This window comes from Paraglaciecola algarum (genome assembly GCF_021532655.1).
GTDB classification, from domain to species: Bacteria; Pseudomonadota; Gammaproteobacteria; order Enterobacterales; family Alteromonadaceae; genus Paraglaciecola; species Paraglaciecola algarum.
This window is the reverse complement of sequence record NZ_JAKGAS010000002.1, coordinates 277658-297271: the sequence shown is the minus strand read 5'-3', so window position 1 is coordinate 297271 and position 19614 is coordinate 277658. Positions and strand designations below refer to the sequence as shown.

The following is a 19614-nucleotide window of genomic DNA, read 5'->3' as shown; positions in this document are numbered from 1 at the left end:
GCTTAAAATTCCTCTTCCCCTTGGGGTAGATCTAGAAAAATGGTTAAAAGATCATCATTACGTAAAACCGTCATTTGCAAAGATTGTAATTCTTTCAACATATTCATGGCTTCTAACGATTGCTGCATATCAGACAAATCTAAACCATTTAATTCGGTTATCACATCGCCTGCTTCTAAACCAGCTGACGTAAACAATGTAGGATTTTTCCCTGGGCTCACCCGATAACCAGCTAGCTCTCCATCAGGACGATGAGGAGAGATACTTATATAATCAGTAAAATTAGCAGGCTGGTTTTGTAAATCTAGTGTGGCTTGAATAGCAGCTTTAGACAGGGTACGTCTTTGTTCGTCAGATTGAGATGGGCTTTGAGGTGAGTTTTCATCACTGCTTTTAAAAACACTCGACTTTTGGGCGACTTGCGCAGAACTCACTTTAGTATAATCCACGCCATCTAACATTAAGGTTTCGTGATTGACACCATTTTTTATAATGACTCTATCAGCATGCACTTCTTGCAAGGATGCATTAGTACCTTCAATTTTTTCACCAATACCGTAAGTTTGTTGTTGGCCACGATTTTCAATGATTGCAGCGCCTTGTGCTTCAACACTGCTTGCCACTACACCTGTTAAGGTTAAATTAAGGCGGGTGACGGGAGCTTCAGTGACTACTTTTTCCACTTCAGGTTTAGCAGATAAATCGCCAAACAAATTTAGTTTTTTAATATCGGCCAAGTTTAAACGGCTATTATTACTGCTCGTTGCATTTGATTGAGTGATTACCGCTGATGATTGATGATTGGTCTCAGGTTGCGGATACAGACGCCAGGTCAGCTCTGCCGCGTAAGCCAATAAAAAAATCAACAATAGAGCTACCACCAACACATTTAATTTATGTTGGTTTTTAACTAGTTGGAGCCATAATTGATTAGCGTTATAATTTGCGACTGTCATTATCTCTCGGTGGGATATTTGTAAAGTATATAAAAAACGTAACTTACTAATGATAACTAGTAGTAAGTTGGGCTACAACTCTAATCAATCAAGGTTACAAAAAAATAACAATGAAAATTATTTATTTATGCCAAAATTAAGCTCTCAACAAACAGATATCCAAGGCAAGGTGCGCTTAGATAAATGGCTATGGGCAGCGCGTTTTTTTAAAACTCGCGCCATTGCTCGAGATGCTGTGCAATCCGGCAAGGTACAATATAATGGGCAGCGTAGCAAGCCAGGTAAAATAGTAGAGTTAGGCGCGAGCATTAAAGTTCCTCAGGGTTTCGACTTTAAAGATATAAAAGTTCTGCAACTGAAAGAACAAAGACAGGGAGCCCCGCTAGCCGTTCTCATGTATCAAGAAACAGTAGAAAGTGAAAAATTACGGGCAAGTAATACCCAAGCTCGAAAACTTAGCGCTTTTCATAGCCCTAAACCAGACCACAAACCCGATAAGAAACAACGTCGGAAAATCATTCAATTTAAACAACAATGAAACCCGCTAAGTAAACTACAGATTACACAACAAGGTAAACATTATGGCTTTTGACCAACTTCACCGTTATTTATTCAACCAAGGAAATGTACGTGGCGAACTCGTACGTTTAGGTGATAGCTTTCAAACTATTTTAGATTCATATCATTACCCGCCTATTGTTCAACAAGTATTGGGAGAATTAATGGCGGCGGCGAGTTTACTCACAGCCACGTTAAAATTTGAAGGCGATATTGCCATACAATTGCAAGGTGAAGGCGCCTTAACTTATGCAGTAATTAATGGCACCCACAAGCAAGAACTAAGAGGCGTGGCACGCTGGAATGAAGAATTAGAGATTTTACCTGATAGTTTTGACAAACTAATCAGTAAAGGTGTGATGGTGATTACAATCACCCCTGCTAAGGGAGAGCGGTATCAAGGCATGGTGGCACTAGACAAACCTAGCCTAGCTGAATGTATAGAAAGTTATTTTGAACAGTCAGAACAACTAGCCACTAAAGTCATATTACGCACCCATTTATCAAAAGGCGCTTCGTTGGCCTGTGGTATGTTTTTACAGGTTTTGCCAACAAGTAGTGCTGTCACCCAAATAGAAGATACGGCTTTTGAACATTTAAGTCAGTTAACTAACACCATCAAAAATGACGAATTATTTAGCTTACCAGCCGAGGAAATTCTACATCGTTTATATCATCAAGAAGATGTAGAAGTTTATCCTCCAACAAAAGTAGTGTTTAAATGTACTTGCAGTAAAGAACGCAGTGCAGGAGCTTTAGTTGGTATCGCTAAAGAAGAACTGCTAGATATCGTCAGCCAAGAAGGCAGTATTAAAATGAATTGCCAATATTGTCATACTGAGTATAACTTTGATGCTATCGATATAGAAAGTATTCATGCTGGGACTTTCAATTTGCCTTCAGCTGAAAGTTAGATTGGTAAGCGGTTTATTTAAATGAAAGGCAATGTTTTAACATCGCCTTTCATTCAAATTGTAACTTTATGCTATATGCTGTTTAAAAAACTTGATGGTACGATCCCACGCGAGCTCGGCAGCTTGTGGATTATATCGACTGGTAGAATCATTGTGAAAACCATGTTGGGTATTGGGGTAAAAATACGCTTGATAAGTTACCTTATTGGCTTTGAGTGTCGCTTCATAATCAGGCCAAGTGGCATTCACTCTTTTATCATTTTCAGCAAATTGCAACAAAATAGGCGATTTTACTTGTTTGATTAATTCAGCTTCAGCCGGAGTACCATAAAATGGTACGGCAGCATCAATTAGCTCAGGTGCAGCCGCTGCCAACATATTACTAATGTAACCACCAAAACAAAAACCCACCACGCCTAGTTTGCTATTACCACTTTGGTGATTTTTTAAATAACTCGCCGCAGCAATAAAGTCTTGTTCTACTTTGGTTCTATCCATACTGCGCTGCATGACCTTACCTTCGTCATCATTACCTGGATAACCACCTAACGGAAATAGGGCATCAGGAGCAAAAGCAATAAACCCTTGTTTAGCTAATCTTCTAGCAACATCTTTTATGTAGGGGTTTAAGCCCCGATTTTCATGCACCACCAAGACACATGGGGTTTTTCTCGACAAATTACTAGGCACAACCAAATAACCTTGGCCAGTACCATGACCTTTAGGTGAATCAAATTGTTCGTAACTCGCTATAATGTCTTTATCATTGAACGAGACTTGTTCGGCCAATGCATAGTTAGGGGTTAAGGCACGAGTCATAGTACCTAAAGTTAAGCCCGTTACAGAAAGAGTGCCTAAACGACTTAAAAAGGTACGCCTATCAATATCGCCATGAGCATAATCGTCATACCAGTCAAATGCTTGTTGTGGGATCTTCTCAGCTGAAATATATGTCATTTTCGTATCCTCAATATTGAATCATTAATACCAGTATAAAAAAACCCGATAATAATTAAATTATCGGGCTTTTAAAATAAGTTACAAATTGTGACTTAACTGGTTACTTCGTCATTTTTACTCTAGTGCTAGCAGAAACAGTTGCCACTATGCGGCGGTTTTTCTTATGCGCAGCTGAAGTATTCGAGCTATCTAATAACTGAGTTTCACCAAAACCTTTGGCTGTTAATCTACTTGCATTAACGCCATAAGTTTCAACCAATAAATTGCGTACTGACTTGGCACGCTTTTCAGATAACATCATGTTATAAGAAGCTTCGCCTGGAGCTGAAGCATGACCTTCAATTACAGCGTCGGTTGATGGGAAACGTTTCATAAAGTCAGCGAACTCTTTAAACTGAGGATCGCTCGGGTTATTCACAATAGAGCTATTGTTAGCAAACAATACTTTAATATCTTGAGATACTTGCTCTTCAATAAATACACTACAACCTTTAGCATCAACTATGTCAGTGCTTGGCGTATTTGCACATTGATCTTTATTATCTAAAACACCATCACCATCCGAATCACCAACTTGAACTGCTGCAGCTGTAGCAATGGCACAACCTGTGGCATCCACCTTAGTGCCGTAAGGCGTGTTAGCACATTGGTCTTTACTATCGTTTACGCCGTCACGGTCGCTATCTCTTGCAGAAGCTGGTTTTGCAGCACCTTCACCGAACGCATAAGCCAAACCAATTTTATATCCCATATGAGTGTTAACACCATCACCACTTTCTAGGTTTTGATAGGCAGCGACTTCAGTGATTAATCTGAAGTTTTTGTTTATGTGCCAATGTTTACCCAAACCAAGATCTAACATCATCACATCATCAACTATTTTAGTTCTTTTTAAGCCACCAAAAGCATAAAATACGTCATTAGGTAAAAAATACATTAGGTCTAACCCTAGACGATTACTGGTATAATCTTTAGTCGGAGAATGAATATCAAAACTAGACACTTCAAGTCTTGTCGCCCACTCTGGTGTAAACCTGTAACCGAATTCAGCACCTAACCCATTTCCATCATCCAAAAAGTTAGGGTAACCTGTTTCTGCATGATCGGTAGAATAGCGTTCGAAAAAGCCGCCTACCCACTTTTGTCCTTCTTTATTCGTATCTGCGTTGGCTGTTGCAGAAAAAGCTAGTGCTAAAGCACTACATATTAGTAATTTTTTCATGTGTGATTTTCCTTAAAATTTTAAAACTGTAACTATCATTAATGTTTCAGTAATTCTATCATTAATTTTATAAATCAAAACGTTCTTTTATTATTGTCCTGATAAAGTAGCAATAATTAAACGACTCCCAGCTCGATTTCTGTGCTCACCCAATACAATACCTTGCCACATTCCCAACGCTAACCTTCCATCTGAAATTGGAATGGTAATATTACTACCGATTAAACTGGCCTTTATATGTGCAGGCATATCATCTGCACCTTCATAATTGTGCAAATAATAAGCCATATTGTCTGGAACCATTTTATTGATATGAGTTTCCATGTCTAATCGCACTGTGGGATCAGCATTTTCGTTGACAGTTAAACTGGCACTTGTGTGTTGTATAAATAAGTGCAATAAACCAATTGAAATATCCTGCAAACCTTCTAGCTGGCCAATCACTTCTTCGGTTACTAAGTGATAACCTCGTGATTTTGGTGTTAATATTAAACGCTGTTGAGACCACATAATAAACTTATTTGTTAAAGCACATTTCTAGGTAAACTTTGCCTGATTCATGAGAGAAAGGCATAATCATTTTTTTACCATCTACTTGGTGGTCAATGGTATGATTTTCACCTGACACAACCATAGGGGTTGCCATGCCAAAGCTGATCCCTTTTTGATCCAATTCGTTTTTAGCACCACCACAAATCATATTAGTAATTTCACCCACCATATCATTCACTTCTGAATTAATGCTATCAGGCTTTTCGCCCAACATCTTATGCATAATTTCCAGCACTAAACCTTTCTCAAATGAAATAGACAAAGAACCTTGAACATTTTCTCCAACCATACCAATTAGGCCAGATACATCACCACCAGCCTTATCATCAGCTTTCTTTTGAGGTTTCCCTGGTTTTAGTTCTGTTTGTGCCATCGTTTGCATCACATTAAGTAATGCTGCAACAAATGGGTTAATAAACTCGGCATTCATATGTATAGTTCGTCCTTACCTTCCAATGACAGTTTTAGTTACAAGCGGCACAAGTTCCGTGGGCTTCAATCGTTTGTTTAACTACTTTAAACCCAACAGACTCTGCCTGTTTATTTAAGGTATCTTTTAATCCAATGGATTGTATTTCTTTCACTTCACCGCAAGTATCACAAATTAAAAATTGTACGGGATGATGGCAATCAAAATGATGGCAGGCTACGAAGGCATTGGTAGATTCAATTTTGTGGATCAAACCAAACTCTAATAAAAAATCTAATGTGCGATAAATGGTGGCCGGTTTAGCATTTGATTCGGTTAACTTTAATGAATCAAGTAATTCATATGCCCCAACAGCACCTTCTTGTTCTAATAAGAGCCCATACACCTTCTCTCTTAAGAGTGTAAATCTTGCACCTTTATCTTCACAAAATTGTCGAGCTTTATAGATTTGCGAATCTGTAGATCCCGGCATGGTATCAGCCACATTTTATCCTTGAAAATAGCCCTATAAACAAACATATATATTTAAATTGACTAATTGATTATCGTTACAAATTTAACCAATTTTATATTCTATCAGCAGAATACATCTTTTGCTGTGATAATCTTACCATTAAAGCTATAAAGATTAGTAATACTTATGATTGAACAAAATATATCTGTTTCCCTTGATACCCAAGCAATCTGGTTAATTTTAACTGAAGAACAAGTTTTACTGCCAAATAGCGACGAACTCTTACTAAAATGTGAGTGGCAAGATTTAGAATTTGCTCACGCATATCAAGAACAAATCGTTAAAATTGGCATGTATAAAGGCCTATCATGCTATTTGATTGATATGGGAAATGAACACATAACACACCAAAACTTATCTCCAACTGGACTAAGGGCATTGCTAAATGAATGTTCTGATCAATTTTTTAGTATTGCTGCACGTGCGTGGCAAGTTGCCTTGTTTATGCGAACACACAGATTTTGCGGACAATGTGGTTGTAGTATGCAACAAATTGATTGGGAAATGGCCATGCAATGTTCTCGCTGCCAACACAGGTGTTATCCAAGAATTTCTCCCTGTATTATCGTGGCAATCCGCCGTCAAGATAGAATTTTACTGGCCCAAGGAAAATCACAACAATCCAGAAATATGTACTCAATTATTGCGGGGTTTGTCGAAAGTGGCGAAACATTAGAACAATCAGTACACAGAGAAGTAATGGAAGAAGTAGGAATTAAAATAAAAAACTTACGTTATATTTCCAGCCAACCTTGGCCCTTCCCCCATGCTTTGATGATGGGTTATTTGGCTGATTATGATTCTGGTGAGATAAAGGTAGATGGCAAAGAAATTTTGCGGGCAGACTGGTTTGATACTAATCAACTACCTAATATCCCGTCTAAACTATCTATAGCCGGCCAACTTATTGAACAAACGATAGCTGAAATCCAACAACAAAACGCTTGAGTATTGATTCGCTAAATGTATAAAAAACCATTAAAAAACCCCACTAGAAAGTGGGGTTTGCATTTTTTAGCGTCTGGTCTCGTGGTCGAGCTTCTTGTTGTTCGGTTTGTTTTTGCCAGTATTTTATAGCAAAGATAAAACCCTGTGTCGAATAATAAGCTCAAAAATCGTACAAGTAGTTTTGTTTTCAAAGGTTTTTGCTCGATATAATTCAATTTACCCTAGTTTCAACCCATAAAGTCGCTACAATACTGCCAATTCACGCCTAACCGTAATTTTTAATATTACTTAATCAGGCTAGCTTTACATGATTTGAGGTAACCGATGCAAGAATTGCAAAACGATCGATATTTACGAGCTTTGTTGCGCCAACCAGTTGATATGACTCCCGTATGGATGATGCGTCAAGCAGGTCGATATTTGCCTGAGTATAAAGCTACACGTGCCGAAGCTGGCGATTTTATGTCTCTATGTAAAAATGCCGAACTAGCATGTGAAGTGACTTTGCAGCCATTACGTCGTTTTGAATTAGATGCAGCCATTTTATTTTCTGATATTTTAACTATTCCCGATGCCATGGGTTTAGGTTTATATTTTGAGACAGGTGAAGGTCCAAAATTTGAACGTCCATTAACTTGTATGGCAGATATTCAAAAATTACCTAACCCAGATCCTGAAGTTGAATTAGGTTACGTGATGAATGCGGTGCGCACTATCCGTAAAAACCTCAAGGGCCAAGTGCCGTTAATTGGGTTTTCTGGTAGCCCGTGGACATTAGCCACATATATGATCGAAGGCGGCTCAAGTAAAGCCTTTACAAAAATCAAAAAAATGGCCTTTAGTGATCCCCAAGCGTTACACCTATTATTAGATAAATTAGCTGATTCGGTAATTTTGTACCTTAACGCGCAAATTGCAGCAGGTGCACAATCTGTGATGGTATTTGATACTTGGGGTGGCGTATTGTCAGGGAGAGATTACAAAGAATTTTCGTTGCAGTATATGCATAAAATTGTTGATGGCTTAACTCGCGAAAACGATGGACGTAAAGTGCCTGTTACTTTGTTTACTAAAAATGCAGGTTTATGGCTGGAATCAATAGCCGCTACAGGTTGTGATGCAGTAGGTTTAGATTGGACCATTGATATGGCCGATGCCAAACAAAGAATTGGTGACAAAGTAGCCTTACAGGGAAACATGGATCCTTCTATGTTATATGCACCTGCAGAACGTATTGAGCAAGAAGTGCAATTAATTCTGAATGGATTCGGTAAAGGCAACGGACATGTATTTAATTTAGGTCATGGTATTCATTTAGATGTACCACCTGAAAACGCAAAAGTTTTTGTGGATGCAGTACACAAATTAAGTAAGCCATTTCACCTTTAACCCCTATCCACCAGAAATAAAAGCATACTGGCCCGGAACAACTTCAAACGGGCCACACTCTTCAATTTATTTTTACTAAGAATTTTGTATTTGTTTACGTGTTTTTCGCAACAAATCCAGAGTTGCCTGACTACCTAGCATTTCTGGTAGTGATTTACCTTCAAACTCCCCACAAACAAAACCCGAAAATCCAGCATCAGTCAGAATTTTTAAAGCCGCAAAATAATCTATAGTCAGCTCTTGTCCATTGTCTTTAAAACCGTGAGTTTTTGCACTGACACCTCGAGTGTAAGGAGCTAAATCAATTAACCCTTGAGTTCTGTCGTAGCGTCTTTGAGGAGAATGGTTCCAGCCCCCCATAAAAAAGTTATCCAAGTCGGTATATACACCTAAATTGGGGTGATTTACTTTTTCGATTAACATGGCCAGCCAAGCAGCATTACTTGAGGGGTGACCATGATTTTCAATCACCAATTCAATCCCCATATTTTGAGTATATTCAGCCAAAATAATCATGCTTTCAGCATTTTGCTCTAATTGTTCTAAATATGTGCCATCACCATAGGCGTTAACTCGCATTTGAAAACAACCAATCTCAGCAGCTGTTTCGACCCAAGGTTTATGTTTTTCTATCGCTGCCAATCTTTGTTTTTTATCACTACTGCCTAATTGCCCGAGCTCATCTGTCATTAAGCAGGTAAACCCAACATCGTTATCTTTAGCCATTGTCTTAAACTGATTAAGCCAAGGTTTATCTTGTCCATGGCCAAACCAAAGTATATTCGCTAAATCAACATGTCCCACACCTAACTTTCGTGCTATCACTACTATCTCTCGCGGATCCATTGGACCTGCCAACACAGCATCAGGATCGCTATGAATTAGCTGTATAAACTTCTGATAGTTCTTTTGGCTATCACCAAAAATCGAACGATGAAAAGAGTATTGCGACAAGGCAATATCAAAACTCTTTGAATTAGCTTGTACATTACAAAACAGCGGCGGTATAGCACTAGCCGCAGCAATACTCGATAACGCTTTAACAAAAGTTCTTCGTTGCATGCTCAATCCTTATTTCGTCTATTTTTTCAGACTTAATCTTGATGTTTTTTAAAACGGATATGTTCACCTGATACACACAACTGTGTGGCCTGCACGGAGTCGCAGTTTTCATCAATTTCTAACAACCCAATTCCAGGGCTATTTAGCAGTGTTCGCACTTTTTGGCCTTGAGGCCTTCTGTGTTGCACTCGCATATTGCGCCTTTTAGTAAACCAGTTTAATGGCGAAACTTTACTATAAAGGATTCGATTTAAGCGGTCGAACCAGCGTAATAAGGCATCTGGAAATTCGTTTTTTATTCCGCTACTGGTTATTTGAGTAATCTGAGGACTATGTTGTCGAAATCTAAGGGTAATATCGTAAACAAAGGAATAATGTACATCACCCGATAAAATGACAAAGTTCGGGGGTGTTTTCCGATTGCGGAAAATATTTAACATTACACTGGCAGTCCCCTTATGAGCCATCCAGTTTTCCGCATCTACGGTCAAAGCTTTACCAAAAAAAGTAAATATCCGTTGAATAGTTTCGATTAATTTAACCCCAAAAACCGGTGCCGCTGAAACCATAATTACTGATTTTTGACCAATCAACTCTTGCTGTAATTCACATAAGGCTTCCCAGTCCATTAAACCTGATGGTTTAGTTAAACTGGATTCAGAGCGCCATCTTTGGGTTCGGGTATCTAACACCACCACTTTAGGATGAGTGTCTAAGTGAAATCCCCAATGTTCCCAATCAAGAATTTTATCGACTAATTGATCATGTTCAATAATACATTCGGCTGTGAAGTGTTGAATACAGTTATCGAACAAAGGCTTCAACTTAGCTGGCGTATTTCCCCACCCTTGGCATAACCAATAGCCCAATAAGGCATTACCTATTATGCGTTTAGCAAACTGGTCTTGATATACCGCCTCTTCCCAGCCTCTAGTCAAATTCCAATCGTCAGTCACATCATGATCATCAAAAATCATATACACGGGAATATGAGCTAAAGCACGCCTAACCTTAGTTAAACCTTGAGCAAACTGCTCGATAGCTGTTTGCTCGCGCTTGAATAAATCTTTAAATTCATCTGGAATAGATTGATCAGAAATATTTACTTTCGACCACATTTCTGGCGACCACACCAGAATATACATTGCGATAACTTCAGCAAATGAAATCAAATGATTATTAGCATTTACCGAGGTGAAAATTGGTTTCTTTTTACCTCCAAAGAACTGTGTATAGGTGTTTTCGGTGTCCTCAGTATCTGGTAATAATTCAGGTCTTTTATAATAGCCATGTGGATGTTGAAATAATTCACTACTGTTAGTGATCTCAGCTCCATTTATATCTTCATGAAATAAACCAAGTTGTTGGATAGTTTGTTCTATCGCCACCAGCATGGGGCCCGCCACATCATCGGCATAAACTTGGTCACCAGACATGATCAACAAATTCGGGGCTTGGGTCTCACCTTTTAAAGCTTGGTTTATTTGTTTATCTACAATAACCAAGCCATCAGTACTATTATGATGAGGTTTACGACAAGAACCATGCAAGACACGACTGATCTTGCGGGACATCACAAAGCTTGGAAAAGACTGTTCTGGATATAATAAATCTTCACAAACTTGGCTAATCGCCAATTTATTGCCTTGTTCATCAATGACAGACAAGTCATAACTAACTCTTGAGCCGCAAGCAATAGATTCTTTTAAGTGAATATCTATTAGGTTTATAAATGCATGGTTTCCCACTTGAATTTGAGAAACGTGCTCAGACTCTAGTTCGCCATCAAACCAAGTAGTATGATTATGTTCGTCAAATAGTTTAAGGCTAAAGTGATAAGCTTGTTTAGTCATTAACCAAAAACAAACTTGTGTAGTGTTAGCTTGCCGAACAATAGGTCCAGCAAGAACAGGAGGCAGATTATGAATATCAGGCTTCAATTAAAACAACTACTTAAATAGGTGATTCAAATAAGCAGCAATTCGCACACCACCCATTTGCAAACGTTGCTTCAGCGTAGGTAAGTGCTGGTATTGGTAATCCCACGACAATTCATCATCTTTAGGATACAAACCTTGCCTTATTTGAGCACTTTCTGCAACCCATACTAACGGGTCGGCATTCATCCATTGGCTGGCTTGTTGTTTAGATATTTTTTTGCTTAAACGGCTAGCCCATTCACTGTAGGACAACTTTTGTCGATCAATTAATCCAGAATCCCATACCCTGTGTATGTTTGAATCTTCCCAGAAAAATTTTACCTTAACTGTATTCCCACCTCTATCTTCGCTTGTGCCACTATGAAAAGGTTGATGTAAATCACCAATAATATGCACAATAAACTTTAAGGCTAATTGTTTGTCTTCGATGCTAGTTGTGTTACTTGTTAACTGTTTAGAAAACTTAGCTAACGCTGTGACTGCATCGCCTTCAGTTGGCGCTTTATCATGTTGGTAACTATAACCCTTATGTACATTAACATAATGCCAGGGACTTGAGGTTTTTTGCCAAAATTCACTAGGATCAGACCGCATTTCATCGGCATAAGTTGACACCTCAGCCAAATCTTCACTAGGTATTAGGTTTGCAATTGCCGCTTGAGTGTTAGGTGATAAATATTGCTCGGCGATTGCGCCCGTTACTCTGTGCCCTGTTTGCCCCCAACTCATCACTTGAAAACTGATAAGCGAAACGCTAACCCCAAATAAAAATCTATTTAATTTCATATTTTTCACTTATTTTAATGTTTTTTAAACTGACTAAGGTTGAAACTTGTTCGTTAATGCCTTTTCTAATAAATCGTGGATCCCACCAAAACTACCATTACTCATAATCAAAATATGATCACCTGGTTGGGCATATGAGACGAGAGATTTTATTAATATTTGCATATCTTTATACAACAACGCTGTCACTTCACTTTGAGCTAACAAGTCTCCCATTGACCAAGTTAAACTAGTGGGCTCGAAAATGAATACCTGATCGGCTTGTTGCCAAGATTCAGCTAGCGTATCTTTGTGCACACCCATTTTCATGGTGTTAGATCTAGGTTCTAGCACAGCTAAAACTCTACCTTTCCCCACTTTAGCTCGCAGTCCATTAATAGTGGTAGCAATGGCGGTAGGATGGTGAGCAAAATCATCGTATAAGGTAATATCGTTAATTTTTGCTTTAATTTCCATGCGGCGTTTAACGTTGACAAAATCCGCCAAGGCTTGAATGGCTATACCACTTTTCACACCACAATGTTGCGCTGCCGCAATGGCCATCAGTGCATTATTGACATTATGCTCGCCCAACAAATCCCAATTAACAGTTCCACAGTTTTGACCTTTAAATAACACATCAAATTGAGAGCCATCAGGTTTTGCATTACTAACCTGCCAATCCCCCCCGGTAGATTGAACAGGTGTCCAACACCCCATATCTAATACTCGGGTTAAATTTGTATCTGCTTTTGGATAAAGTACTAAGCCATTATTAGGCACCATGCGTAACAAATGATGAAATTGTTTTTGAATATCAGCCAATGAATCAAAAATATCAGCGTGATCAAACTCTAAATTATTTAATATCAAGGTACGAGGACGATAGTGGACAAATTTAGAACGTTTATCAAAAAAGGCACTGTCGTATTCATCCGCTTCTATTACAAAAAATGGGCTTTTTCCCAATCTAGCCGACACATCGAAATTTTGTGGAAGACCGCCAATTAAAAACCCCGGTTCTAAATCCGCATATTCTAATATCCAAGCCAACATACTTGAGGTACTGGTTTTACCATGAGTTCCCGAAACAGCCACGACCCAGCGATCTTTAAGTACATTTTCTAATAACCACTGTGGGCCACTAATGTAAGGTAGATTTCTATCTAATACATATTCAACGGCCTGATTGCCGCGAGACAGAGCATTACCAATCACCACTATGTCCGGTTCCGGTGAAAACTGACTGACGTCATACCCTTCAAATAGTTCAATACCTAATGATTCTAACTGAGTACTCATAGGTGGATATACATTAGCGTCCGAGCCAGTTACCTTGTGCCCCATAGCTTTAGCGATAGCAGCAATGCCACCCATAAACGTACCGCAAATACCTAATATATGTAGGTGCATAAACTGCCAATTTAAAAAATGAATAGGGTTAGATTATCAGAACAATAATGCTGAACCCAATCTTGAATGTAAAAAAGTATAAATTTACTATACAAACACTGCATATGCTGACCTTTGGTTATAAAGAATGCGATTCGGTTACAGAGATTCTTTTTATTTGCAGGTACAATAACTGTGAATGACGACAAAAATAATAAGAAAAACCAGTCGTTTAATACAATCCCCTACAATAATAAGGTAAGAATCAATGAAGAGACTCAACTCACAACTTCAAGATGATGGCGCTCCAATGGAGCTAATATTATTATTAAGAACAATATTAGCTGGCTGCAAGGAAATATCTTTCCGGGTAAGCCAAGGAGCATTAGCAGGTGTGTTAGGTTCTACCTTGAGTGAAAATGTACAAGGTGAAACTCAAAAAAAATTAGATGTAATATCTAACCAAATTTTAAAAGATATTTTGAGCGAATCTGGCTATGTAAAAGCTATTTCTTCTGAAGAGGAAGATGACGTAGTCGGTTGTAACCCAAATGGTAATTATTTAGTTAGTTTTGACCCGCTAGATGGTTCCTCTAATACAGATATCAATAGCTTAATTGGCACCATATTTTCAATTACCCATGCGCCGCAGTGGATGGAGCCCGATGATCCCTCTGCATTTTTACAGCCTGGCACTCAGGCAGTTGCGGCAGGTTATGTACTTTATGGCCCATCAACTATGCTTGCCTTAACGACAGGTAAAGGTACACATATTTACACTTTAGATAAAACTCATGGTGGTTTCTTGTTAACTACTGCCAATATTAAAGTGCCTGAACAAACCTCTGAGTTTTCAATTAACGCCTCGAATCAACGCCATTGGCAACCACACATTCAAAATTATATTAGTGATTTATTAGCTGGTAAAGAAGGCCCAAGAGAGAAAAACTTTAACATGCGTTGGGTTGCCGCTATGGTTGGCGACATTCACCGAGTACTATGTCGAGGTGGAATATTCATGTATCCACAAGATGCCAGAGAGCCAGATAAGCCAGGAAAATTACGCTTATTATATGAAGCTAACCCTATGGCTTTTTTAGTAGAACAAGCAGGTGGTTTAGCCAATACTGGAGATGGCCGAATAATGGAAGTCATGCCAACTGATATACACCAGAGAGTCCCTGTTTTAATAGGCTCTAAGGGTGAAGTTGAAACCTGTCTAGAATACTCGTAATAAGTAATAAAGAAATTGGCGCTGAACTGTTTAGCGCCTATTCTACTAGGTCTCAACTGTGCAAAAACTAGACAAAAGTATCATTGTTGTAAAACTGTCTTGAGCTACACTTAGATTGTTTTAGGGTAGAAAACTCAGGGAGAGTGCAACCAATGAATAATTTTTGGTCAAAAATCAAGTATGTCATTGTATTCATCTTATGCCAAAGTGCTTTACTTGGCTTAGCGATCAGTGCTGCAGAGGCACAGCAACCAGAATTACAGGTTAAGTATGCTAAAAGCTCTAACATAGATCCGCTATACAAAAAGAATACTGAATACTTTTACGAACTATTTAATTTAGCTCTGCAAAAATCAAGTACACCATATACGGTAAAAACCATTCGGATTCCGGCCAGTATTGAGCAAGATCGTAGCCTAATACTAATGAACGAAGGTTATTACGATGCTCACTGGTATACCACGAATGCGAGTAGAGAAAGGGAATTATTGCCTATTCGAATTCCATTATTTAAAGGCTTGATTGGACTCAGGCTAATGTTTGTGCATCCAGATAATGTAAATATGTTTGCCGATGTTAACCAAGTAGAAAAACTTAAGTCATATATAGGCGGACAAGGCAGAAGTTGGCCTGATACTACATTACTTAAAAGCCAAGGCTTTCACATAGAAACCGCAACCGGAGCTGATGGCCTATTACGCATGCTTAATGCAAAGCGCATTGACTATTTTCCACGTTCTATTTTAGAAATATGGCACGAAAAAAACGTCATCGAAGATTTAGACTTAGCCATCGACCAGCACATAGCAATTCGTTACCCCTTAGCTATTTATTTTTTTGTACGCAAAGACAATCAAAAATTGCATGACATAATTCAATTAGGTTTAACCAATGCCATAAAAGACGGCTCTTTTGATAAAATATTTAATCGTTACTACAGTGACATTATCGAAAAAAGTCACCTGCCTAAACGTAAAATTTTTAACCTTCCAAACTTGAATATGACCCCAGCCACGCCCTTAGATAAACCAGAATTGTGGTATTCAATTAAAAACGCTCGTTAAATTAAAAAACGAGGCATTTTATAGCCCAAGTTTTTAGCAAACCAACATTGAGACTTATCAATAAAGCGTTTTTAAAGCCTGAATCGTCAAACTACCTACTGGTACAAGAGTGTTTTTCATTCATCTCTATGGCACAATAAGTTTGATTATCTAAGGTCTTATTATGTTCCGAACCACCTCATTTTCATCACTTAAACAAAATCCCCAGTTATTACTTTTAGTTATGGCATTTGTTATGCCTTTGGTGTTTTCTATTTGGAATGCATTGCTAAATAATTTTGCGGTGGAAAAAGCTCAATTTACGGGTGCCGAAATTGGCATATTACAAAGTTTGCGAGAAGTACCTGGATTTTTAGCCTTTACTGCGGTGTTTTTATTACTAGTCATTAAAGAACAAATGTTAGCTCTAATTTCATTGGCCATAATGTGTATAGGTGTCGCCCTAACAGGTTGGCTCCCTTTCGAGTTAGGTTTGTATTGCACGACTGTGTTGATGTCGATTGGTTTCCATTATTTTGAAACCATTAACCAATCTCTGACATTACAATGGATCCCAAAAGACCAAACTGCACACTTTATGGGCAAACAACTTGCTGTCAAAAGCTTTGCCTCTTTATTAGCTTATGGCTCAGTATGGATAGTGATGGAATGGATAGGGTATTCATATTTAACTATGTACATGTTGGCCGGCGGTGTAGGCCTAATTATAGTGCTCTTCATGTGGACAAGTTTTGACACCTTCAATCACGGTTCAGTTCAGCATAAACAATTACTGATACGCAAACGGTATTGGCTATATTATGCATTGGTGTTTTTTAGCGGAGCTAGAAGACAAATATTCATGGTGTTTGCTTCTTTTATGATGGTCGAAAAGTTCGGCTACTCAGTTGGTGACATAAGTCTACTTTTCATGGTTAATTATATATTTAACCTACTGTTTGCGCCTAAAATTGGCCAATGGATAAGTAAGGTAGGAGAAAGGCGAGCGCTTACTATCGAATATATTGGACTTATTTTTGTATTTTCTAGTTATGCGTTAGTTGATAACTCCAACCTAGCAGCTGGAATTTATATCATCGACCATTTATTTTTTGCTATAGCGATTGCGATAAAAACTTACTTCCAAAAAATAGCCGATCCTAAAGACATTGCTTCAACGGCAGCGGTGAGCTTTACTATTAATCATGTGGCAGCGGTCATTATTCCAGCATTGCTTGGTATTATTTGGTTAACTTCCCCTGTATTAGTTTTTTATATAGGCACCGGATTTGCAGTGTGTTCATTATTTTTAGCTCTTAACATACCAAATAGTCCCGCTACGGGAAATGAAGTAATAAAAAACCCTCTATCTTGGGTAAACAATAAATCATGACCACAATAAATATTAAAATAAGTAAATTAATCGCACTGTTCTCAATATTTGTATGCTTTGCAAGTCAAGCAAATGAACCTGTAGAATTGTTTTGGGAAGATATGGTGCCTAAAAATTACGTGGCCCCAGAGGCAGAATTAAGCCACGACGGTTCTATGATGCAATTGGGTGTGGATGCACCCATAGTAAAAACCTTAGATAATAAATTAGTAAAAATTCCAGGATTTGTTGTGCCTCTTGAGGGAGATAACCTAAATACTACAGAATTTTTACTGGTTCCCTATTTTGGCGCATGTATTCATGTACCACCACCACCAGCTAATCAGATAGTCTATGTGAAGTTTTCAAAAGGTGTGCCGATACATAATATACAAGATGCAGTATGGGTAACCGGAACTTTGTCCACAAAATCATGGCAAGGTGATTTAGCGACGGTAGGTTATTCATTGGCAGGAATTAAAATTAGCCCCTATGATGGCTAAAATATTTAGCAAAATTCGTTACTTAGTGTTAAAACATTAGTTATCTTGTCTATACTCATGTTTTAGATGCAGTCATTTGAGTGATAGGTGCGCTGAAAGTTGTAATTAATACAGGAAAGATAACTCGATGAACTTTTTGACCAAAATGTCTATTGCGAAAAAATTATTTCTTATCCCTATTATTGGTACTGTCGCTTTTTTAGTTTATTTAGCTATCACTACCACCACCGCTTTAAATAATGTTGATTCACTTGAAAATATTATCGAAGTGCAATATCCCGCCTTGGATGAAACCAAAAGTGCTTTAGTAAAAATGGAAAAGGTAAAAGATACCTTAAGCGTAGCGGTTACAACAGGAGACGAAGAAGCATTAGACAATGCTAAACTTTATGCCGAAGAAACATCCTCTTCATTGAATAATATTAAAAATATCGATCCGAATCTCAGTATAGAAGTAAACAAAATTTCCTCTTCATTTGGTGCATACTTTGAACTTGCCTATTCAGTTTCGGAATCTATGGTAAACGGCACGGCAGATTTTTCTAAGCTGGGTCAGTTATCAGCAGAAATGAATAAAAATTATGATGACGCTGTAGCCACTCTAACATCATTTAAAAATTCACGAATTGAAGCATTTCAAACCGATATTAAAGGTGTTGGTGAAAGTGGTCAGTCTATGATTATGGTAGGCGTGATAATGGCATTAATCACCATAGTGTTGTTGTTCGCCACCGCCATTCCAATCGTAAATGGTATTAAAGGCAGCATAGTACAAGTGGTTGACTCACTTAAAGACATAGCTCAAGAAGATGGTGATTTAACGGTACGAATACAATCTAAAAACCAAGATGAAATTGGTGATCTAGTCCATTGGTTTAATCAATTCATGGAAAAACTTCAAGGCGTAGTGAAAGAAGTTGTTAACTCTTCTTTACCGCTTTCTCAACTTGCTCAAAACTTAAACCAACTAACTGATACCACCAATAAAACTATCGAAGTACAAAAAAGTTCAGCAGACCAAGCTAAACACGCAGTTGACGATATGAGTAAGAGTGTTAATGCAGTTGCCGAAAGTGCTGCAGAAGCAGCAAATGCAGCGGGTGATGCTTCAACAGCAGCAGATGACGGTCAATCTGTTGTAAACCATACTGTGCATAGCATTCAAGAATTAGCAGCCAATGTTGAAGAAACGGCAGAAGTCATACGTAAACTTGAAGATGATTCAAATCAAGTGGGCGTGGTACTTGACGTCATCAAAGGTATAGCCGAACAAACTAACTTATTAGCACTTAATGCCGCTATTGAAGCAGCACGAGCAGGAGAACAAGGCAGAGGCTTCGCAGTTGTAGCAGATGAAGTGCGCACACTGGCTTCTAGAACCCAACAATCTACCGAACAAATCCAAAAAACTATCGAGCAATTGCAAGGTGCTGCTCGGTCAGCTGTTGGTGTTATGGCTAAAGGTACCGAGCAAGCATCAAATAGCGTAGAAACAGCTAACAAAGCAGGCTCTAGTTTAGCTGTTATTACAGAAACTATTAGCCGTATCACTAGCATGAATGATCAAATTGCCCGTTCAACGGGTGATCAGCAAGCGGTAGCAACCACTATCAGTAGTAACGTTGATGAAATTCATCGTAGAACGGAAGAAACGGCGTCAAGTTCACGGGAATTAGCATCCGTAAGCTCTGAATTAGCTCAATTAGCTCAACATTTAGAAGGCATTACTAAACAATTTAAAGTGTGAACTTTTGAATTATGTACGCAAAATCATTGGAATTGCACGGCGACGACAAATGAGTGAAACCGCGTGAGCTTAGTATACTAAGTGATTGGGGCGAATGAGAATAGTCAACAAAT

19 protein-coding genes are annotated in these 19614 nt (G+C 38.4%); 9 read left to right on the top strand and 10 right to left on the bottom strand.

All coding sequences use genetic code 11. From position 1 onward, the window contains the following. Positions 1–2 precede the first annotated feature (2 nt). Positions 3–956, bottom strand: coding sequence for a type II secretion system protein GspC (gspC, locus tag L0668_RS04795; protein ID WP_235310941.1), 954 nt, complete (start codon positions 954–956; stop codon positions 3–5). 127 nt (positions 957–1083) lie between these two features. Between gspC and hslR the strand changes: the two genes are divergently transcribed. Continuing rightward, entirely contained in the window at positions 1084–1494 is a 411-nt protein-coding gene (gene hslR / locus L0668_RS04790; RefSeq protein ID WP_235311217.1) for a ribosome-associated heat shock protein Hsp15, read from the top strand. Positions 1495–1537: 43 nt separating this feature from the next. Further along, complete coding sequence (hslO, locus tag L0668_RS04785) at positions 1538–2428, top strand: Hsp33 family molecular chaperone HslO (protein ID WP_235310940.1); 891 nt, start codon at positions 1538–1540, stop codon at positions 2426–2428. A 66-nt stretch (positions 2429–2494) separates the two neighbouring features. Here hslO and L0668_RS04780 read toward each other — a convergent pair whose 3' ends face one another. The 5 genes from L0668_RS04780 to L0668_RS04760 all read right to left on the bottom strand — a co-directional run bounded on the left by L0668_RS04780 (position 2495) and on the right by L0668_RS04760 (position 6064). Further along, on the bottom strand, positions 2495–3385 hold the full coding sequence (locus L0668_RS04780) for a dienelactone hydrolase family protein (RefSeq protein ID WP_235310939.1): 891 nt from the start codon (positions 3383–3385) through the stop codon (positions 2495–2497). 103 nt (positions 3386–3488) lie between these two features. Next, positions 3489–4610, bottom strand: coding sequence for an OmpA family protein (locus L0668_RS04775; RefSeq protein WP_235310938.1), 1122 nt, complete (start codon positions 4608–4610; stop codon positions 3489–3491). Positions 4611–4700: 90 nt separating this feature from the next. Beyond that, on the bottom strand, positions 4701–5123 hold the full coding sequence (locus tag L0668_RS04770; protein ID WP_235311216.1) for a secondary thiamine-phosphate synthase enzyme YjbQ: 423 nt from the start codon (positions 5121–5123) through the stop codon (positions 4701–4703). Positions 5124–5127: 4 nt separating this feature from the next. Further along, a complete protein-coding gene (locus L0668_RS04765; RefSeq protein WP_235310937.1) occupies positions 5128–5592 on the bottom strand; it encodes a chemotaxis protein CheX in 465 nt (154 codons plus the stop codon). Between the two features lie 34 nt (positions 5593–5626). Beyond that, positions 5627–6064, bottom strand: coding sequence for a transcriptional repressor (locus tag L0668_RS04760; protein ID WP_235311215.1), 438 nt, complete (start codon positions 6062–6064; stop codon positions 5627–5629). A gap of 168 nt (positions 6065–6232) precedes the next feature. Here L0668_RS04760 and nudC point away from each other — a divergent pair, with 168 nt between their 5' ends. Together nudC and hemE are read left to right on the top strand one after the other, a co-directional pair. After that, positions 6233–7054: an NAD(+) diphosphatase gene (gene nudC / locus L0668_RS04755; RefSeq protein WP_235310936.1), complete on the top strand. Its 822-nt coding sequence runs from the start codon at positions 6233–6235 to the stop codon at positions 7052–7054. A 324-nt stretch (positions 7055–7378) separates the two neighbouring features. Further along, entirely contained in the window at positions 7379–8443 is a 1065-nt protein-coding gene (gene hemE, locus L0668_RS04750) for a uroporphyrinogen decarboxylase (protein ID WP_235310935.1), read from the top strand. Positions 8444–8518: 75 nt separating this feature from the next. On the opposite strand, the gene L0668_RS04745 is transcribed toward hemE, so the two are convergent. The 4 genes from L0668_RS04745 to mpl form a co-directional block, all read right to left on the bottom strand. After that, positions 8519–9505: a sugar phosphate isomerase/epimerase family protein gene (locus tag L0668_RS04745; protein WP_235310934.1), complete on the bottom strand. Its 987-nt coding sequence runs from the start codon at positions 9503–9505 to the stop codon at positions 8519–8521. Positions 9506–9537: 32 nt separating this feature from the next. Next, the gene (locus tag L0668_RS04740) at positions 9538–11358 is read right to left on the bottom strand and encodes a metallophosphoesterase family protein (RefSeq protein WP_370659885.1); all 1821 of its coding nucleotides are present in this window, start codon (positions 11356–11358) and stop codon (positions 9538–9540) included. A 96-nt stretch (positions 11359–11454) separates the two neighbouring features. Continuing rightward, the gene (locus L0668_RS04735; RefSeq protein WP_235310932.1) at positions 11455–12231 is read right to left on the bottom strand and encodes a S1/P1 nuclease; all 777 of its coding nucleotides are present in this window, start codon (positions 12229–12231) and stop codon (positions 11455–11457) included. A gap of 33 nt (positions 12232–12264) precedes the next feature. Next, positions 12265–13623, bottom strand: a complete 1359-nt coding sequence (mpl, locus tag L0668_RS04730) for a UDP-N-acetylmuramate:L-alanyl-gamma-D-glutamyl-meso-diaminopimelate ligase (RefSeq protein WP_235310931.1) — start codon at positions 13621–13623, stop codon at positions 12265–12267. A gap of 247 nt (positions 13624–13870) precedes the next feature. On the opposite strand from mpl, the gene L0668_RS04725 reads away from it, so the two are divergent. From L0668_RS04725 to L0668_RS04705, 5 genes are all read left to right on the top strand, one after another. After that, positions 13871–14836, top strand: coding sequence for a class 1 fructose-bisphosphatase (locus L0668_RS04725; protein WP_235310930.1), 966 nt, complete (start codon positions 13871–13873; stop codon positions 14834–14836). Positions 14837–14988: 152 nt separating this feature from the next. Continuing rightward, on the top strand, positions 14989–15900 hold the full coding sequence (locus L0668_RS04720; RefSeq protein WP_235310929.1) for a transporter substrate-binding domain-containing protein: 912 nt from the start codon (positions 14989–14991) through the stop codon (positions 15898–15900). 163 nt (positions 15901–16063) lie between these two features. Next, on the top strand, positions 16064–17272 hold the full coding sequence (locus tag L0668_RS04715) for an MFS transporter (protein WP_235310928.1): 1209 nt from the start codon (positions 16064–16066) through the stop codon (positions 17270–17272). Beyond that, complete coding sequence (locus L0668_RS04710; RefSeq protein WP_235310927.1) at positions 17269–17754, top strand: DUF3299 domain-containing protein; 486 nt, start codon at positions 17269–17271, stop codon at positions 17752–17754. The genes L0668_RS04715 and L0668_RS04710 overlap by 4 nt, the downstream gene beginning before the upstream one ends. 127 nt (positions 17755–17881) lie before the next feature. Further along, positions 17882–19501: a methyl-accepting chemotaxis protein gene (locus L0668_RS04705; protein ID WP_235310926.1), complete on the top strand. Its 1620-nt coding sequence runs from the start codon at positions 17882–17884 to the stop codon at positions 19499–19501. The last annotated feature ends 113 nt before the right edge of the window (positions 19502–19614 follow it).

What these genes read in the sequence shown, in the direction of transcription:
- gspC (WP_235310941.1), bottom strand. Translation starts at nt 956, where the DNA reads ATGACAGTCGCAAATTATAACGCTAATCAATTATGGCTCCAACTAGTT.
- hslR (WP_235311217.1), top strand. Translation starts at nt 1,084, where the DNA reads ATGCCAAAATTAAGCTCTCAACAAACAGATATCCAAGGCAAGGTGCGC.
- hslO (WP_235310940.1), top strand. Translation starts at nt 1,538, where the DNA reads ATGGCTTTTGACCAACTTCACCGTTATTTATTCAACCAAGGAAATGTA.
- L0668_RS04780 (WP_235310939.1), bottom strand. Translation starts at nt 3,385, where the DNA reads ATGACATATATTTCAGCTGAGAAGATCCCACAACAAGCATTTGACTGG.
- L0668_RS04775 (WP_235310938.1), bottom strand. Translation starts at nt 4,610, where the DNA reads ATGAAAAAATTACTAATATGTAGTGCTTTAGCACTAGCTTTTTCTGCA.
- L0668_RS04765 (WP_235310937.1), bottom strand. Translation starts at nt 5,592, where the DNA reads ATGAATGCCGAGTTTATTAACCCATTTGTTGCAGCATTACTTAATGTG.
- L0668_RS04760 (WP_235311215.1), bottom strand. Translation starts at nt 6,064, where the DNA reads ATGCCGGGATCTACAGATTCGCAAATCTATAAAGCTCGACAATTTTGT.
- nudC (WP_235310936.1), top strand. Translation starts at nt 6,233, where the DNA reads ATGATTGAACAAAATATATCTGTTTCCCTTGATACCCAAGCAATCTGG.
- hemE (WP_235310935.1), top strand. Translation starts at nt 7,379, where the DNA reads ATGCAAGAATTGCAAAACGATCGATATTTACGAGCTTTGTTGCGCCAA.
- L0668_RS04745 (WP_235310934.1), bottom strand. Translation starts at nt 9,505, where the DNA reads ATGCAACGAAGAACTTTTGTTAAAGCGTTATCGAGTATTGCTGCGGCT.
- L0668_RS04740 (WP_370659885.1), bottom strand. Translation starts at nt 11,358, where the DNA reads ATGACTAAACAAGCTTATCACTTTAGCCTTAAACTATTTGACGAACAT.
- L0668_RS04735 (WP_235310932.1), bottom strand. Translation starts at nt 12,231, where the DNA reads ATGAAATTAAATAGATTTTTATTTGGGGTTAGCGTTTCGCTTATCAGT.
- mpl (WP_235310931.1), bottom strand. Translation starts at nt 13,623, where the DNA reads ATGCACCTACATATATTAGGTATTTGCGGTACGTTTATGGGTGGCATT.
- L0668_RS04725 (WP_235310930.1), top strand. Translation starts at nt 13,871, where the DNA reads ATGAAGAGACTCAACTCACAACTTCAAGATGATGGCGCTCCAATGGAG.
- L0668_RS04720 (WP_235310929.1), top strand. Translation starts at nt 14,989, where the DNA reads ATGAATAATTTTTGGTCAAAAATCAAGTATGTCATTGTATTCATCTTA.
- L0668_RS04715 (WP_235310928.1), top strand. Translation starts at nt 16,064, where the DNA reads ATGTTCCGAACCACCTCATTTTCATCACTTAAACAAAATCCCCAGTTA.
- L0668_RS04710 (WP_235310927.1), top strand. Translation starts at nt 17,269, where the DNA reads ATGACCACAATAAATATTAAAATAAGTAAATTAATCGCACTGTTCTCA.
- L0668_RS04705 (WP_235310926.1), top strand. Translation starts at nt 17,882, where the DNA reads ATGAACTTTTTGACCAAAATGTCTATTGCGAAAAAATTATTTCTTATC.